Here is a 16645-nt window from a genome sequence, read left to right on the forward strand (position 1 = left end):
CAGCCGTCCTCAGGGCAGACGCACGAGCGCGGAGGGGTCCTCCTGCGGGAGGGCGCCCTCGGTGAGCGCAGCCGTGACGACCTGACGGTTGAAGGTCATGCGCCCGCCACGGGTGGTGAGGAAGGCGGTGTCGGCCGCATCGCGGCCGGTGGCGATGCGGATCATCGACTCGCGTGGCGCCAGGCGTGTCGCGTCGACGATGTGCCAGGCGTCGTCGACCCAGGCCTCGGCGACGGCGTGGAAGTCCATCGGCCGAAGACCGGGCGCGTAGACCGAGACCAGGCGCGCCGGCGTCCCCAGCGCACGCAGCAGCGCGACGACGACGTGCGCGAAGTCGCGGCAGACCCCCGACGCCTGGAGGATCGAGTCGACCGCGCCGTCGGTTCCCCGGCTGGAGCCGGAGATGTAGGCCATGTGCGTGTTGACCCACTCGCCGACGGCCTTGACCCGCTCCACGCCCGTCTGGGTCGGGAAGAGCCGAGCAGCCATGGGCGCCAGGCGGTCCGACTCGGCGTAGCGGCTCGGCCGGGTGAAGACCCACCGGTCGAAGTCGATCTCGCGTCCCACCTGGTCGCCGGTCGGCCGGGTGATGTCGACGAGTGCGGAGTAGGTCACCTCGAGCCACCCGTCGCCGACGCCCTCGACGAGGTGGAGCCGGGTGCCGTGGTTGCCCGCGAGCTCACGCGCCTGCACCTCACGCCCGCTGGCGTGGATGAGGATCTCCTCCTCGAGGATGTCGTGGGCGTTGGAGACCGCGAAGGACAGCAGCGCCTCGCGGACCCCCGTCGTGCCGTAGGCGAACTTGGTGCCGACCCGGGCCTGGAGCGGGGTGGCAGCGGCGTCGACGATCGCGAGGTCGGTCATAGGCCCATGGGACAGCGCGCGGGGCCCCCACGTCAAAGCGACGAGGTGCGGTCGGGTGTGGTTCGGTGATTTCCCTAGGGAAATACGGCGGGGCCTGCGCCTCTCCTAGGGAGATGCGCAGCCCGCGCTCTACGCTGGCGGCGACCACGAGGAGGTGGCCGATGGCGGAGTCCGGCCGACAGCGCACGCTGCAGCGCGCCTGGGAGCACTGGCGCGAGGGCATTGCCCCCGAGCAGGTGCGCCCCGAGATCCTCTCGTCGTGGGAGCGGTCCGCCGAGCACCTGCCGGCGACCGTCGAGGCCGCGCCATTGGCGGACGAAGGGGAGACCGCCACCCTCTTCGCGGAGTCACCGCTGTCGGCCGCCGTCAACCGCCTCGAGGGCGCGCTGCGGTCCGCCGCGGAGGACGGTGACCTCGTCGTCGCGGTCACCGACCCGCAGACCCGCATCCTGTGGACCTACGGCGGGCGGGTCATGCGCAGCGCCGCCGAGCAGGTCAACTTCGTCGCCGGCGGCCGGTGGGACGAGGGCAGCGTGGGGACCAATGCGCTCAACCTCGCCCTGCGCACCGACGCCGTCTCGACCGTCTTCGCCGCCGAGCACTACGCCCCGATCGTGCACAGCTGGGCCTGCTGGGCCGCGCCCGTCCACGACCCGGTGACCGGTGCCCAGCTCGGGGTGCTCGACCTGTCGACGACGTGGGACCGCAGCCACCCCATCGGCGCCGCCACCGCCCAGGCGCTGGCGCGTCTCCTCGAGACGGCGATCCCCGCGTCGTCGCTCGCGTCGACGCTGACCCTGCCCGCCCACCAGGGGCTGCACCTGCGGCTGCTCGGCGCGAGCGAGGTCCACCTCGACGGGTCACGGCTGCTCCTCACCCGACGCCAGGTCGAGATCCTCGCGATCCTCGCGCTGCACCCCGACGGGCTCTCGCTCGGCGAGCTGCACGCCCACCTCTACGGCGACGAGCGGGTCTCGACGAGCACCCTGAAGTCGGAGGTCAGCCACCTGCGCTCGGCCCTCGGCGGCCGGCTCGCATCGCGCCCCTACCGACTCGACCTGCCGGTGGTCAGCGACGTCGACGCGGTGCGAGCAGCGGTGCGGCGCGGCGATGCCCGCTCCGCCGTCGACGCCTACGGCGGCGACCTCGTCCCCGGGACCAGCTCACCCCTGCTCACCGAGACCGCGGAGTACCTCGCGGTCGCCGTCCGCGAGTGCCTGCTCACCGACCCCGACCCCTCGGCGGTCCTCGCCTACAGCGAGGTCGTCGCCGACACCGAGGTGCTGCAGCGGGCGCTCGACGAGCTGGGCGATGGGCGCCACCCGGCCCGGGCACCGCTGACCGCGCGGCTGGCGGCGGTGCTGCGGTAGGGCGGTAGCGTCGGGCCATGAGCGCAGCCGACCGAGCGGGCCAGCCCGCACTGCCCGAGGACCTCATCGACGTCAGCCACGTCGTCACCGCCTACTACGCGGTCCAGCCCGACCCCGACGACGTCGACCAGCAGGTCGCCTTCGGCACGAGCGGGCACCGGGGCTCCTCGCTCACCGGGTCCTTCAACGAGGCGCACATCCTCGCGACGACCCAGGCAATCGTCGACCACCGCCGCGCCGCCGGCATCGACGGCCCGCTCTTCCTCGGCCGCGACACGCACGCCCTCTCCGAGCCGGCGTGGACCACCGCCCTCGAGGTCCTCGTCGCCGGCGGTGTCACCGTCCTCGTCGACTCCCGCGACGGCTACACCCCGACCCCCGCGATCTCGCACGCGATCCTCACGGCCAACCGGGGCAAGGACCTCACGGCGAAGGGGATGGGGCTGGCCGACGGCATCGTCGTCACCCCCTCGCACAACCCCCCGAGCGACGGTGGGTTCAAGTACAACCCGCCCCACGGCGGGCCCGCCGACACCGACGTCACCAGCGCCATCGCCGACGCGGCCAATGCCCACCTGCGTGACGGCCTGCGGCAGGCGCGGCGGACTCCCTTCGCCCGGGCCCGGGCCGCCGCGACCGACCACGACTACCTCGCCGCCTATGTCACCGACCTGCCGAGCGTCGTTGACCTGCAAAGGATCCGGGACGTCGGAGTGCAGATCGGCGCCGACCCGATGGGCGGGGCGGCCGTGCACTACTGGGGCGAGATCGGCGAGCGACACGGCCTCGACCTCACGGTGGTGAACCCGCTCGTCGACCCGACGTGGCGGTTCATGACCCTCGACAAGGACGGCAGGATCCGGATGGACTGCAGCTCGCCGTCCGCGATGGCGAGCCTTGTCGCACAACGCGATCGGTACGACATCGCGACCGGCAACGACGCAGACTCCGACCGGCACGGCATCGTCACGCCCGACGCGGGGCTGATGAACCCCAACCACTACCTCGCCGTCGCGATCCAGTACCTGCACGGCGGCGCGCGTCCGGGATGGTCGAGTCGGCGCATCGGCAAGACGCTCGTGTCGAGCTCCATGATCGACCGCGTCGCGGCCGACCTCGGCATGGACCTGTGGGAGGTGCCGGTCGGCTTCAAGTGGTTCGTCCCCGGCCTGCTCGACGGCTCGGTCGGCTTCGGCGGCGAGGAGTCGGCCGGCGCCTCCTTCCTCCGCCACGACGGGTCGGTGTGGACCACTGACAAGGACGGCATCATCCTCGCGCTGCTCGCCTCCGAGATCCTCGCGACCACCGGTCGCTCTCCCAGTGAGCACTACGCCGACCTCGTCGCCCGCCACGGCGAGCCCGCCTACGCCCGCGTCGACGCGCTCGCGACCCGTGAGCAGAAGGCTGCCCTCAAGGCCCTGACCCCGGCCGCCGTCACCGCGGACTCGGTTGCGGGAGAGGCGATCACGGCCAAGCTCACCGAGGCGCCCGGCAACGGCGCGGCGATCGGCGGGCTCAAGGTCATCACCGAGTCGGCATGGTTTGCCGCCCGCCCGTCGGGCACCGAGGACGTCTACAAGATCTACGCCGAGTCCTTCCGCGGGCCCGAGCACCTGGCCCAAGTGCAGACGGACGCCAAGGCCGTCGTGGACGCGGCACTGGGCGGCTGACGACCGACCAACCTTTGGCCAACCTTCCTCGTCCTACGGTCGGCCCAGGACGACTTCGCAACGGTGCGTCGTCGATTGACCCCAGGAGGCAGACATGGCCGTCTACAGCCCGCCCGGCAGCTCGGACTCGACCATCGAGGTCAAGGAGCAGTACGACAACTTCATCGGTGGCGAGTGGGTCGCCCCCGTGAACGGCGAGTACTTCGACAACATCACCCCGGTGACCGGTCAGGTCTTCACCCGGGTCGCCCGTAGCACCGCCGAGGACATCGACAAGGCGCTGGACGCCGCGCACGCCGCCAAGGACGCGTGGGGCCGCACCTCGACCACCGACCGCTCCAACATCCTGCTCAAGATCGCCGACACCATCGAGGCCAACCTCGAGGACATCGCGGTCATCGAGACCTGGGACAACGGCAAGGCCGTGCGCGAGACGCTCGCCGCCGACATCCCGCTCGCGGTCGACCACTTCCGCTACTTCGCCGGCGCGATCCGTGCCCAGGAAGGCAGCATCTCGGAGATCGACCACAACACGATGGCGTACCACTTCCACGAGCCTCTCGGCGTCGTCGGCCAGATCATCCCGTGGAACTTCCCGATCCTCATGGGCGTGTGGAAGATCGCTCCGGCGCTGGCCGCCGGCAACTGCATCGTCCTCAAGCCAGCCGAGCAGACCCCGTGGTCGATCCTCAAGGTCGTCGAGCTCATCGCCGACCTGCTGCCCCCGGGCGTGCTCAACGTCGTCAACGGCTTCGGCGTCGAGGCCGGCAAGCCGCTCGCCTCCAGTCCCCGCATCGCCAAGATCGCCTTCACCGGCGAGACGACCACCGGCCGGCTGATCATGCAGTACGCCAGCCAGAACATCATCCCCGTCACCCTCGAGCTCGGCGGCAAGTCGCCCAACGTCTTCTTCGACGACGTCGCGGCCGAGCAGGACGCCTTCTACGACAAGGCGCTCGAGGGCTTCACGATGTTCGCCCTCAACCAAGGCGAGATCTGCACCTGCCCCTCCCGCGCGCTCGTGCAGCAGGGCATGTACGAGCAGTTCGTCGGCGACGCCGTCAAGCGCGTCGAGGCGATCACGCAGGGCAACCCGCTCGACACCGAGACGACGATGGGCGCCCAGGCGAGCAACGACCAGTTCGAGAAGATCAAGAGCTACCTGGCGATCGGCCGCGAGGAGGGCGCCAAGGTGCTCACCGGTGGCGAGTCGGTCGACCTCGGCGGCGACCTGTCCGGCGGCTACTACATCGCGCCGACGGTCTTCGAGGGCAAGAACTCGATGCGGATCTTCCAGGAGGAGATCTTCGGACCGGTCGTCTCGCTGACCTCCTTCGCCGACGAGGACGAGGCGCTGCAGATCGCCAACGACACCCTCTACGGCCTCGGCGCCGGCGTCTGGTCCCGCAGCGCGCACACGACCTTCGCCATGGGGCGCGGGATCCAGGCCGGTCGCGTGTGGACCAACTGCTACCACCAGTACCCGGCCCACGCGGCCTTCGGCGGGTACAAGCAGTCGGGCATCGGGCGCGAAAACCACAAGATGATGCTCGAGCACTACCAGCAGACCAAGAACCTGCTCGTCAGCTACGACCAGAACAAGCTCGGCTTCTTCTGATCGAGCCCGACCGAAGGGAGTCCCCCGCCATGGGTGCACGCGTCGACCTCACCGAGGAGGCAGCAGCGCTGCTCGCGAAGCTCGAGCAGCGCCACGGCCCGCTGATGTTTCACCAGAGCGGCGGCTGCTGCGACGGGTCGTCGCCGATGTGCTACCCGGCGGGGGACTTCATCACCAGCGAGGCCGACATCAACCTCGGCACGCTGACCGGCGAGGGCTTCACACCGATCGACTTCTGGATGAGCGTGTCGCAGTACGAGTACTGGAAGCACACCCACCTCACGGTCGACGTCGTCCCGGGGCGCGGGTCCGGCTTCTCGGTCGAGGCACCCGAGGGCGTGCGCTTCCTCATCCGCTCGCGCCTGATGACCGAGGACGAGCTGCGGGAGTTCGACCTCCTCTGAGCGGGGTGGGGCGGCGGAGCGAGCAGGTCTACCGTGGGGTCGTGACCGCTCCCCTCCTCACCGCAGCCGCCGTCGATGCCGCCGCCCGGGTGCTCGCCGACGTGCTGCCCCCCACCCCGCTGCACCGCAGCGACCGCCTCTCCGTCGCGACCGGGGCCGAGGTCTGGCTCAAGCGCGAGGACCTTCAGCCGGTCCGCTCCTACAAGTTGCGCGGAGCCTTCAACTTCATCGCCGGCCTGAGCGACGAGGAGCGGGCGAAGGGAGTCGTCGCCGCCTCCGCGGGCAACCACGCCCAGGGCGTCGCCTTCGCCGGTCAGCGCCTGGGCGTCGGGGCGCGGATCTACCTGCCGCGCAACACCCCTCGGCAGAAGCGTGACCGTGTCGCGGCCCTCGGGGGCGACCTCGTCGAGGTCATCGTCACCGGCGAGGTGTACGACGACGCGGCGACCGCGGCCGCGCAGGACGCGGCCCACACCGGGGCCGTGGTCGTCCCCGCCTTCGACGCCCTCGACACGATGGCCGGTCAGGGCACCGTCGCGAACGAGATCGTCGCGCAGCTGGGGCGGGTCCCCGACCTCGTCACGGTGCCCGTCGGCGGCGGCGGGCTCCTCGGCGGGATGGCGACGTGGCTGGCCGCCCACGCCTCGACCACCCGCCTCGTCGGGGTGGAGCCCGAGGGTGCCGCGTCGATGGCGGCAGCCCTCGCCGCCGGCCGGCCGGTCGACCTGGAGGAGGTCTCCCCCTTCGTCGACGGGGCTGCGGTCCGCCGCGTCGGAGACCTCACCCACGCGGCCGTCGCGGCGACCGGCACCCACCTCACCTCGGTCTCCGAGGGCGCCCTGTGCGTCGAGATGCTCGCGATGTACCAGGCGGACGGGATCATCGCCGAGCCCGCCGGCGCCCTCGCCACGACCGTCCTGCCGGACCTGCGGATCGAGCCCGGGTCGACCGTCGTCGCGGTCGTCTCGGGCGGCAACAACGACGTCTCCCGGTACGCGGAGATCGTCGAGAAGGCGCTGATCCACGAGGGCCGCAAGCACTACTTCCTCGTCACCTTCCCCCAGGAGCCGGGCGCGCTGCGCCGCTTCCTCGACGAGGTGCTCGGGCCCGACGACGACATCGCGTACTTCGAGTACGTCAAGCGGAGCAACCGGGAGACCGGGCCGGCGCTCGTGGGTCTCGAGCTCGGCCACCCCGACGACCTGGTCCCCCTCCTCGCCCGGATGGAGGCCTCCCCGCTGGTCATCGAGCGGGTCGACCCGACGAGCCCGCTCTTCCGCTTCATCGGCTGACCGCTCTCCCTCACCCTGCGCATCTGCCTAGGGAAATGCGCAGGCCTCCCGTATTTGCCTAGGGAAATGCGCAGGCCTGCCGTATTTGCCTAGGGAAATGCACGGGTTCGAGCGTCGAGGAAATACCCTGAGGGGGTATGGTGTTCGCGATGGTGAGACCCACGAGACGGAGGACCGCATGGCCGGGTACAGCGGCAGCAAGGACGACTACCTCAAGCGACTCAGGCGCGTCGAGGGGCAGATCCGCGGCATCTCGCGGATGGTCGACGAGGACACCTACTGCATCGACATCCTGACCCAGGTCGCCGCCGCGACCAAGGCGCTGCAGGCCGTGAGCCTGGGCCTGCTCGAGGACCACATCGGTCACTGCGTCGTCGACGCTGCCAAGGAGTCCGACGAGGCTGCGGCCGCCAAGGTCACCGAGGCCAGCGCCGCCATCGCCCGCCTCGTGCGCTCCTGACCCGACCCACCCCCTTCGCCTCCCCGGCCATGCCGACACGACTCGAGATGATGACCCCATGAGCACCACCAGCCCCACGACCGATCCGGCCACCACGACGACCTCCGGGCAGAGCGTCGACCTGGCGATCACCGGCATGACGTGCGCGTCATGCTCCGCCCGGATCGAGCGCAACCTCGGCAAGATCGACGGCGTCGAGGCCGTGGTCAACCTCGCGACGGAAAAGGCGCGCGTCAGCTACCCCGACGACGTCACCGTCGACGACCTCGTCGCCTCGGTCGAGTCCGCCGGCTACGGTGCCAGCGTCATCACCCCCGAGAGCCGGCTCGCCCCCCCGACGCACACGCCCATCAAGCGCGCCGATCTGCAGCGCCGGGCCGTCGTGGCCGGAGCCCTGGCCCTCGTCGTCGTGGTCCTCGCCATGGGCCCGTGGGACTTCGCCGCCAACCCTTGGCTGCAGTGGCTGCTCGCCACACCGGTCGTGACGTGGGCGGCGTGGCCCTTCCACCGGGCGGCCTACCTCAACGCCCGGCACCTCGCCTCCACGATGGACACCCTCGTGAGCCTCGGCGTGAGCGCCGCCTACCTCTGGTCGACGGTCACCCTGCTCACCGGGGCCGGACCTCACGGCCACTACTACTTCGAGACCGCGGCGGTCATCACCACTTTCCTCCTCCTCGGTCGGTGGCTCGAGGCCCGCAGCACCGACGAGGGGCGCTCCGCGCTCACCGAGCTCATGGACCTCGGGTCGAAGGGAGTGGCCGTGCAGCGGATCGACTCCCGCACCCGCGCGACGACCGAGGTCAACATCCCCCTCGACGACCTGCAGGTGGGCGACCACTTCATCGTCCGTCCGGGCGAAAAGGTCGCCACCGACGGCACCGTCATCGACGGCACGAGCTCCATCGACACCTCGCTCGTCACCGGCGAGTCCCTGCCCGTCGACGTCCGCAGCGGTGACCACGTCGACGCCGGCACGGTCAACACCTCCGGCCGGCTCGTCGTCGAGGCGACCGCCGTCGGGTCCGACACGACGTACTCCGCCATCGTCCGCCTCGTCGAGCAGGCCCAGACCGGCAAGGCCGACATCCAGCGGCTCGCCGACCGTGTCTCGGCCTACTTCGTGCCCGCGGTGCTCGGTCTGGCGCTGCTCACCTTCGTCGGGTGGTGGATCGGCAGCGGCTCGGCGACGACGGCGCTCGGCGTCGCCGTCACGGTCCTCATCATCGCCTGCCCCTGCGCCCTGGGTCTCGCGACGCCCATGGCCCTGCTCGTCGGCACGAGCCGCGGCGCCCAGCGCGGCATCCTCGTCAAGGGCGCCCAGGTCCTCGAGGACACCCGACGGATCGACACGATCGTCCTGGACAAGACCGGCACGATCACCACGGGCGTCGCGCAGGTGACCGACCTCGCCGCGGCCCCCGGCCTGCACCCGGCCGCGGTCCTCACCGCCGCGGCCGCGGTCGAGTCGGGCAGCGAGCACCCCATCGCCCGGGCGATCGTCCGGCGTGCCCAGGACAAGGGCATCAAGGTCCCGGCGATCCGGGACTTCGAGGCGCTGCCGGGCTCCGGCGCGGTCGCGACGATCAAGGACACCCGGGTCACCGTCGGCCGCGCAGACCTCTTCGACGAGGTGCCGGCCGAGCTCGCGACGCTCGAGCGGCCCGGCACGACCGTCTTCGTCGGCTGGGACGGCGTCGCCCGCGGGGCCCTGACCGTCGCCGACGAGGTCCGCGACACCTCCGGTGACGCGATCCGGGCCCTGCGGGCCGAGGGGCTGCAGGTGTGGCTGCTCAGCGGCGACAACGAGCACAACGCGACCAAGATCGCCGCCCAGGTGGGCATCGACCCCGAGCACGTCGTGGCCGACGTGCGCCCCCAGGACAAGCACGACGAGATCGCGCGCCTCCAGGACTCCGGGAGGGTCGTCGCCATGGTCGGCGACGGCATCAACGACGCCGCCGCCATCGTCAGGGCCGACCTCGGCATGGCGATGGGCACGGGCACCGACGTCGCGATGGAGTCCGCCGACATCGTCCTGGTCCACGCCGACCTCGAGTCCGTCCCCCGCGCGATCGCCCTCTCCCGGGCCACGCTCGACGTCATCAAGCAAAACCTCGCCTGGGCCTTCGGCTACAACATCGCCGCCATCCCGCTCGCGATGGCCGGCCTGCTCAACCCGATGATCGCCGGCGCCGCGATGGCCCTGAGCTCGGTGCTCGTCGTGCTCAACTCCCTGCGCCTGCGGCGGGCCGTCGAGGACTGACGGCTCTCCCCCTTCGCTCCGGCACCGGAGGGACGCACGATCGGCCGGGCACCACCCCTGCGGTGCCCGGCCGATCGGTCCGTGTGCGTCAGAGCTCGGCGTTCCACGCGTCCTTGTACGTGAGCTTGCCGCCCGTCTGCATGAGCGCCCGGCGGTAGATCCGCTCGGCGACGAGGATGACGGCGACGGTGGCCGCGGCGAGCAGACCCAGGCTGATGACCGCCTCCCACCACTGCGCCTCGCCCGAGACCAGGCGCATCGGCTGGAGGATCGCCGAGAAGGGCGGGATCCACGCAAGCACGTCGACGACCGTGCCGCTGGCAAACATCGCGCCGAAGAACATCACCATGAGCAGCATCGTCACGGGGAAGGACGTCGACTGGATGTCCTCCTGGCGCGAGGCCAGAGCACCCGACACGGCGTACAGCGCCGCGATCATCGTGAAGCCGGCGATGAAGAAGATGACGAACCACGCCAGCCCGGAGGTCAGGCCCGGCAGCATGTCACCCCAGTCGGTGAAGCTCGCGCCGACCACCGCCACCGCCGCGTAGAGCAGCAGCTGCCCGACCGCGAGCGCGATGGCCGCGATGAGCTTGCCGAAGAGCAGGTGGCGCAGGGGGATCGATGTCGCGATGATCTCGACGATCCGGGACTGCTTTTCCTCCGTCACGCTCATCGCGAGGTACATGCCGAAGATCGCCGCCGACATGTAGAAGAGGATCGCCATGCCGAAGCCGACCGCCTTGGCGATGCCCTGCTGCTCGGCGTCCCCGTCGAGGATGTCCGTGGTCAGGGTCGTCCCCCGCTGCAGGGTCGCGATGTCGGTGCCTGCCTTGTCGGCGTTGGCGGCCAGGGCGACGCTGCTCACGGTCTGGGTGGCGATGTCCTGGAGGGTGCTCGGGACGTCCGCCTTGCCGGTGAGCTGCCAGCCGTCGTCGGTGGGCGCCAGGTAGGCGTCGGCGCTCTCGTCCGTGACGGCCGCCTCTGCGGCTGCGGCGTCGTCGACGTCGATGAGCTGGACGCTCACCTTGTCGTCGATGCCGGGAGCCGCGTCCACGATCGCCTGGCCCATCTCTTGCGACTGGCTGGTGACGGCCAGGTCGTACGTCGTCGCCTTGTTGGCATTCCACGCCTGGAACCCGAAGACGGCGACGAGGATGACGAGCGAGAGCAGGGTGGACCCGATGAAGGTCTTGTCGCGCAGTCGGACGGACAGCTCGCGCTTGGCGACGAGGGTCCATGCGTGTGTGGTCTTCATGCTGTCACCTCTCGGTAGACCTCGGACAGTGGCGGGATGATCGGGGAGAGCTCGGTGACGCCACCGCGGCGCAGGCCCTCCGCGAGGACCTCGCCGAGCAGTCGCTGCCGCTCCGCCTCGGAGTCGGCGCTCAGGTCGAGCACGGCGACGGGCCCGTCGACGTCGACGGCGGCGATGCCGGGCAGGTCACGGACCCAGCCGGCGTCCCGGGCCGCGACGAGGCGGTGCCGGCGCGGCGCGCCGCCCCGCAGGTCGGTCGGGGTACCGGAGGCGCGGACCTGCCCCTTGGCGAGGATGACCAGCTCGTCGCACAGGCGGTCGACGAGGTCGAGCTGGTGGCTGGAAAACAGGACCGGCACGCCACGGGCGGTGTGCTCGCGCAGCAGGTCGGCCATCGAGTCGACGGCGTCGGGGTCGAGCCCGGAAAAGGGCTCGTCGAGGATGAGCGCGGCCGGCTCGATCATCAGCGCCGCGGCGATCTGCACGCGCTGCTGGTTGCCGAGGGAGAGGGACTCGACGGTGTCCTCGGTGCGCTCCTCGAGCCCGAGGCGCTCGAGCAGGGTCATGACCGACTCGCGGGAGGCCTTGGCGGTCATGCCCCGCAGCTGCCCGAGGTAGATCAGCTGGTCGGCGACCTTTTGCTTCGGGTAGAGGCCGCGCTCCTCCGGCATGTAGCCGATGGATCGCTGGTCGGCGGCCGTGATCGGCCGGTCACCCCAGAGCACCCGCCCCTCGGTGATCGACAGGACGCCCATGATCATGCGCATCGTCGTCGTCTTGCCGGCGCCGTTGCCCCCGACAAATCCGGTCATCTTGCCCTGGGGGACGGTGAAGCCGATGTGGTCGACGGCGGTGAAGTCGCCGAAGCGTCGGGTCAGCCCCTCCACGGTGATCGTCTGCGGTGTCGTGTCCATGACCCCAACGCTATGGATCCCGCCGGCACCGCGGATCAGCCTCGAGGCTGGTCTTGGGGTCGCGGGCCCCTCCCCCCGTGGGGGGAGGCACCTCCCCCGCGACGGTGGGGCCCTCCCCCCCCCTTCGTCCGACGAAGGGGGGTCAGCCCGCCGAGCCGCCGTCGACGACGAGACCCGACTCGTGGGCGATGATCACCGCACCCACGCGGTCACGCACCTGCAGCTTGGCGAAGATGCTCGAGACGTGCGTCTTGACCGTGGCCGCGCCGATGACGAGCTCGTCGGCGATCTCGGCATTGGACCGGCCCACACCCATGAGCCGCAGCACGTCGCGCTCACGGTCGGTGAGCTGGCCGAGCAGCCCGGCGTGACGACCGGCACCCCCCGGCTGGGTGGCGGGCCCGACGGACATCTGGGCGATGACCCGCTGGGTCACCTCGGGTGCGAGCAGCGCGTGCCCGTGACCGACGGCCCGCAGCGCGTCGACGAGCTGCTCGGCCTGCGCATTCTTGAGCAGGAAGCCGCTCGCGCCCGCCTGCAGCGCGGCGAAGAGGTAGTCGTCGCTGTCGAAGGTCGTGAGGATGATGACCCGGCCGAGGTCCCGCGCGACGACCTCGCGGGTCGCGGTGATGCCGTCCATGACGGGCATCTGCACGTCCATGACGATGACATCGGGGTGGAGCTCGGCCGCCAGGTCGATGGCCTCGCGGCCCGTCGACGCCTGCCCGACCACCTCGAGGTCGTCCTCGACGGAGAGCATCATCGCGAAGCCGGAGCGGATGAGCGCCTGGTCGTCGACGAGCAGGACCCGCAGGGGTGCGGTCACGTCGACGGCCCCGGTCGAAGGGGGATCCGCGCCCGCACCCGGTAGCCGCCGAGGGGGCGCGGGCCGATCTCGACCGACCCCTTGTGGGAGGAGATGCGCTCGCGGATGCCGAGCTGCCCCATGCCGGTGCCGGAGGTGCCGGGGCGCGGCCGGCCGTCGTCGGTCACCTCGACCTCGGCATAGCTCGCGTCGACGCGGACGGTGACGCGGGCGCGCTGGGCGGTGGAGTGCCGGGTGACATTGGTGAGCGCCTCCTGGGCGGTGCGGTAGAGCGAGTGCCCGACGGCCTGCGGCACGGCGGCGAGGTCCCCGTCGGTGGCCTCGACGACCTCGTGGGCGATGCTCAGGCCGGCGCTGCTCCGCTCGGCGACGATCGACGGGATGTCGGCGAGGGTCGGCTGGGGTGCGTGCTCGTCCTCGTCGCGGACGGTGCCCCCGGTCCGCAGCGTGCCAAGCAGACCGCGCATCTGGGTGACGGCGTCACGGGAGGCGTCCTCGATGGTGGCCAGGGCTCCCTTCGCCGCGGTGGGGTCACGGTCGAGGACCCGGCGGGCCGCTGCCGCCTGCACGCCGATGCTCGAGACGTGGTGTGCGACGACGTCGTGCAGCTCGCGGGCGATGCGCAGACGCTCCTCGACGACCGCGCTCTCGCGCAGCTGCTCGGTCTGCTCGCTGATCGTCACGGTCTGCTGCTCGAGGCGGGCGCGCTGCCGGGCGGCACGCCAGGCGACCTGGCCGCCGAGGACGGCGCCGCCGAAGTACAGGAGGTTGATGAGACCGAGCATGAGGGGTGCGGCGATGGTGGCGGGCAGCCAGGCGGCGGGGTCAGCGGCCTGGACCAGGTCGCTCAACGACTGCCCGACGGCCATCCCCCAGACCAGCCAGAGGAACATCGCGAAGATGATCACCCCGTAGACGATCGCCATCTCGCTGCGCTGCCGTGCCCACGCCACGCCACCGAGGACGACGAGGAAGTACGCGATCTGCGTCGACAGCAGGCTCGCCATGGGCGGGTCGATCGTCGAGATGGCCCAGTAGGCGATCGAGGCGGCGATGACCGTGGCGAGCGGGAAGCGCCGCCGGGTCAGCAGGAAGAGCGCGGGGACCGCGGTGTAGACCCACTGCATCCACCGCCCGGAGTCGTTGTCGACGAGTCCGCCGAGCGAACGCATGAGCTCCAGGACGAAGAGCGAGGCGGCGACGACGGCCGCGGTGAAGACGATGTCGCCACGGCTGATCGTGCCGCCGGGGCGGACCCAGTCGTCGTCGAGGGCGAAGAAGTCGCCGAGGCGGTCGGACCAGGCCATGTCGGGGCGGTCAGAGGGTGACCGGGCCACCCGGGGTGTTGAAGGTGACCGACATCAGGCCGGGGGTGCCGTGCGGGGCGACGAAGTCGAAGGTGATGACCGACGAGGTCTCCTCGGGCGGCAGGCCGCCGAGCCAGTCGGTGACCCGCGCCGGGTCGCCGGCGATCATCAGGGACGAGATGGTGACGTCGGTGCTCGCCTCGGCGGAGGGGTGCGGGGAGCCCTCGCCCCACTTGACGAAGAAGGGCAGCTGCGGGTCAGCGAGCGTGCCCTTGATGCCGATCTGCTTCCAGAGGAACTCGCGACCGTCGGCGAGACGACGGTTGCCCTCGACCGCGGTGCGGTCGAGGCGGGCCTCGACGGCGGCGAGGTCGTCGTCGACGCGGATGACCCAGCCCATCCAGCCGCCGCCGGCCTCGGAGCGGGCGCGCACGACCTGGCCGAAGGGGGCCTTGTCGGAGCTCGGGTGGTCGAGGACCTCGACGATCTCGACGTACCGCTCGTGTGCGAGCGGCAGGATCATGTTGCGCGTGCCGAAGCGCGGGTGGATGCCCCCGTCGCACGGGGTGACGCCCAGGGCCTCGCCGAGACGCTCGGCAGTGGCCTTGACACCGGACTGGTCTGCGGCATAGGAGACGTGGTCAACGCGCATGCAGGCATGGTGGCACAGGCCACGCGTGGGGCCGTAATCGGGTCGGTCAGGCGGTCCGCCGCTGCCGCACGGCCTCGTAGACGACGATCGCCGCAGAGGTGGCGACGTTGAGCGAGTTCGCCCGGCCCACCATGGGGATCCGCACGTGGTGCTGGGCGCGCTCGAGCGCGATGTCGGTGAGCCCGTACTTCTCGGACCCGACGGCGACCGCCACGGCCCCGGTGAGGTCGACGTCGGTGTGCTCGACCTGGGTGTCGGGCGTCGTCGCGATGATCTCGACGTCGTGGGCGGCCAGCCAGGCCCAGGCCTCCTCGGTCGTCGCGGCGGCGACGGGGACGCTGAAGACCGTGCCCTTGCTCGACCGGATGACGTTGGGGTTGCCCCAGTCGGTCACCGGGTCGGCGGCGATGACGAGCGAGACGCCGGCGGCGTCGGCGGTGCGGAGCATCGCGCCGAGGTTGCCGGGCTTCTCGACCCCTTCGCACAGGAGGACGAGAGCGCCGTCCGGCAGGTCGACCTCGTCGAGGCGTCGGCCGGGAGCCGGGACCTTGGCGAGGATGCCGTCGGGGCCCTCGCGGTAAGCGACCTTTTCGAAGGCGGTGCGGCCGAGCTCGACGACCTCGGCCCCCGCGTCGCGGGCCCGCTCGACGAAAGCGGCACCGACCCGGGGGTCGAGCATGAGCTCGGGACAGTGGAAGAGCGTGCGCGGCCGGACACCGGCGTCGAGAGCGAGCGAGGTCTCCTCGAGCCCCTCGACGAGGGTCGCGCCGGTGCTCTCGCGGATGCGGCGGCGGCGCAGGGTGACGAGGTCCTTGAGGCGCTGGTTGGCCGGGGACGTGATGACGAGATCGGACATGGCGGATCAAGCATGCCCCACAATCGGTGGATGCCCCCGGACTACCGCGTCTCAGCTCGCCGCGTCGTCGTCGCACTGGGTGCGATGTCGCTCGCCATGCTGGTCGTCGCCGCGCTGGGTCGCTGGGTGCTCATCCCGGCCGACTGGGCCCGGGCGCTGGACGAAGGGGGCGTGGCCGCCGGCACCGACCTCGTCCTGTCGGCGCCGTGGCTGGGTGACGTCGCCCGTGCGTGGTCGGCCCTCAGCGGGCCGTGGGTCGTGCACCCGCTCGTGGTCGTGGTCGCGGTGACGCTGTGGGTCCGTGGGCTGGTCGGGAGGTCGGTGCTCGTCGTGCCGGCGATCGGCCTCGTCGGGTGGGCGCTCGGTGCGGTGTGCAAGGAGATCGTGCAGCGGGCCCGCCCGGAGGACGCGGTCGTCTCGTACGGCAGCTGGTCCTACCCGAGCGGGCACGCGACGAATGCCGCCCTCGGCGCGGTCCTGCTCATCGCCCTGCTGACCCTCGTGGCCACGGTCTCGATCCGCTGGGGCGCCACCCTGCTCGTCGTCGTCGCGACGGCGCTGACGGCCGCCGACCGGATCGTCCTCGGCGTCCACTACGTCAGCGACGTCGCCGCCGGGCTGGTCCTCGGGTCGGCCCTGGCGCTCGTCGGGCTGCGCCGCTTCCCCCTTCGTCCTGCCGCTGACCCGCCGCCCGCCGACTCCACATCTCCCTAGGGAAATACGGCCCCACCTGCGCATCTCCCTAGGTGTTGCGGGGCATGAGGTTGGTGACACCAGGTCGGGTGTAGGGCGGGCAGGTCCCTTGGCGACAAGATGAAGGTGTTCGAAGCCTCATGAGTCGGAAGGAACCTGCCCTATGTCCCACGCTAATGCCCCGTGGACTGCGTG

General features: G+C 71.3%; 15 protein-coding genes. 8 read left to right on the plus strand and 7 right to left on the minus strand.

Going from position 1 to position 16645, the window contains the following annotated elements:
- Positions 1-9: 9 nt before the first annotated feature.
- Positions 10-864, minus strand: coding sequence for a transglutaminase-like domain-containing protein (locus AB4Y78_RS14485; protein WP_441715227.1), 855 nt, complete (start codon positions 862-864; stop codon positions 10-12).
- 161 nt (positions 865-1025) lie between these two features.
- Between AB4Y78_RS14485 and AB4Y78_RS14490 the strand changes: the two genes are divergently transcribed.
- From AB4Y78_RS14490 to AB4Y78_RS14520, 7 genes are all read left to right on the plus strand, one after another.
- On the plus strand, positions 1026-2234 hold the full coding sequence (locus tag AB4Y78_RS14490; protein WP_441715229.1) for a transcriptional regulator: 1209 nt from the start codon (positions 1026-1028) through the stop codon (positions 2232-2234).
- A 17-nt stretch (positions 2235-2251) separates the two neighbouring features.
- Positions 2252-3904, plus strand: a complete 1653-nt coding sequence (gene pgm / locus AB4Y78_RS14495) for a phosphoglucomutase (alpha-D-glucose-1,6-bisphosphate-dependent) (RefSeq protein WP_441715231.1) — start codon at positions 2252-2254, stop codon at positions 3902-3904.
- A 94-nt stretch (positions 3905-3998) separates the two neighbouring features.
- Positions 3999-5522: an acetaldehyde dehydrogenase ExaC gene (gene exaC / locus AB4Y78_RS14500; protein ID WP_282072308.1), complete on the plus strand. Its 1524-nt coding sequence runs from the start codon at positions 3999-4001 to the stop codon at positions 5520-5522.
- A 29-nt stretch (positions 5523-5551) separates the two neighbouring features.
- Entirely contained in the window at positions 5552-5926 is a 375-nt protein-coding gene (locus AB4Y78_RS14505) for a DUF779 domain-containing protein (protein WP_441715235.1), read from the plus strand.
- Between the two features lie 41 nt (positions 5927-5967).
- Positions 5968-7218, plus strand: a complete 1251-nt coding sequence (gene ilvA, locus AB4Y78_RS14510; RefSeq protein WP_441715237.1) for a threonine ammonia-lyase IlvA — start codon at positions 5968-5970, stop codon at positions 7216-7218.
- Between the two features lie 178 nt (positions 7219-7396).
- Positions 7397-7678, plus strand: a complete 282-nt coding sequence (locus AB4Y78_RS14515; protein WP_265230118.1) for a metal-sensitive transcriptional regulator — start codon at positions 7397-7399, stop codon at positions 7676-7678.
- A 58-nt stretch (positions 7679-7736) separates the two neighbouring features.
- Entirely contained in the window at positions 7737-9944 is a 2208-nt protein-coding gene (locus AB4Y78_RS14520) for a heavy metal translocating P-type ATPase (RefSeq protein ID WP_306512008.1), read from the plus strand.
- An 88-nt stretch (positions 9945-10032) separates the two neighbouring features.
- On the opposite strand, the gene AB4Y78_RS14525 is transcribed toward AB4Y78_RS14520, so the two are convergent.
- The 6 genes from AB4Y78_RS14525 to AB4Y78_RS14550 form a co-directional block, all read right to left on the minus strand.
- The gene (locus AB4Y78_RS14525; RefSeq protein WP_007924533.1) at positions 10033-11202 is read right to left on the minus strand and encodes an ABC transporter permease; all 1170 of its coding nucleotides are present in this window, start codon (positions 11200-11202) and stop codon (positions 10033-10035) included.
- Positions 11199-12116 (minus strand): ABC transporter ATP-binding protein, encoded by a 918-nt coding sequence (locus AB4Y78_RS14530; RefSeq protein WP_007924520.1) that lies wholly within the window; start codon positions 12114-12116, stop codon positions 11199-11201. Before AB4Y78_RS14530 ends, AB4Y78_RS14525 begins: the two co-directional genes overlap by 4 nt.
- Before the next feature lie 142 nt (positions 12117-12258).
- Complete coding sequence (locus AB4Y78_RS14535; protein WP_259910892.1) at positions 12259-12942, minus strand: response regulator; 684 nt, start codon at positions 12940-12942, stop codon at positions 12259-12261.
- The gene (locus AB4Y78_RS14540) at positions 12939-14249 is read right to left on the minus strand and encodes a sensor histidine kinase (protein WP_441715241.1); all 1311 of its coding nucleotides are present in this window, start codon (positions 14247-14249) and stop codon (positions 12939-12941) included. Before AB4Y78_RS14540 ends, AB4Y78_RS14535 begins: the two co-directional genes overlap by 4 nt.
- Positions 14250-14259: 10 nt before the next feature.
- Positions 14260-14901, minus strand: a complete 642-nt coding sequence (locus AB4Y78_RS14545) for a VOC family protein (RefSeq protein WP_007924509.1) — start codon at positions 14899-14901, stop codon at positions 14260-14262.
- A gap of 46 nt (positions 14902-14947) precedes the next feature.
- Positions 14948-15757, minus strand: coding sequence for a TrmH family RNA methyltransferase (locus AB4Y78_RS14550; protein WP_441737266.1), 810 nt, complete (start codon positions 15755-15757; stop codon positions 14948-14950).
- A gap of 30 nt (positions 15758-15787) precedes the next feature.
- On the opposite strand from AB4Y78_RS14550, the gene AB4Y78_RS14555 reads away from it, so the two are divergent.
- Positions 15788-16471 carry a phosphatase PAP2 family protein gene (locus tag AB4Y78_RS14555; RefSeq protein ID WP_441715245.1) on the plus strand — a complete coding sequence of 228 codons (684 nt, stop codon included), beginning with the start codon at positions 15788-15790 and terminating at the stop codon, positions 16469-16471.
- Positions 16472-16645 lie beyond the last annotated feature (174 nt).

The organism is Janibacter sp. RAF52, assembly GCF_052114035.1.
Classification (GTDB): Bacteria; Actinomycetota; Actinomycetes; order Actinomycetales; family Dermatophilaceae; genus Janibacter; species Janibacter hoylei.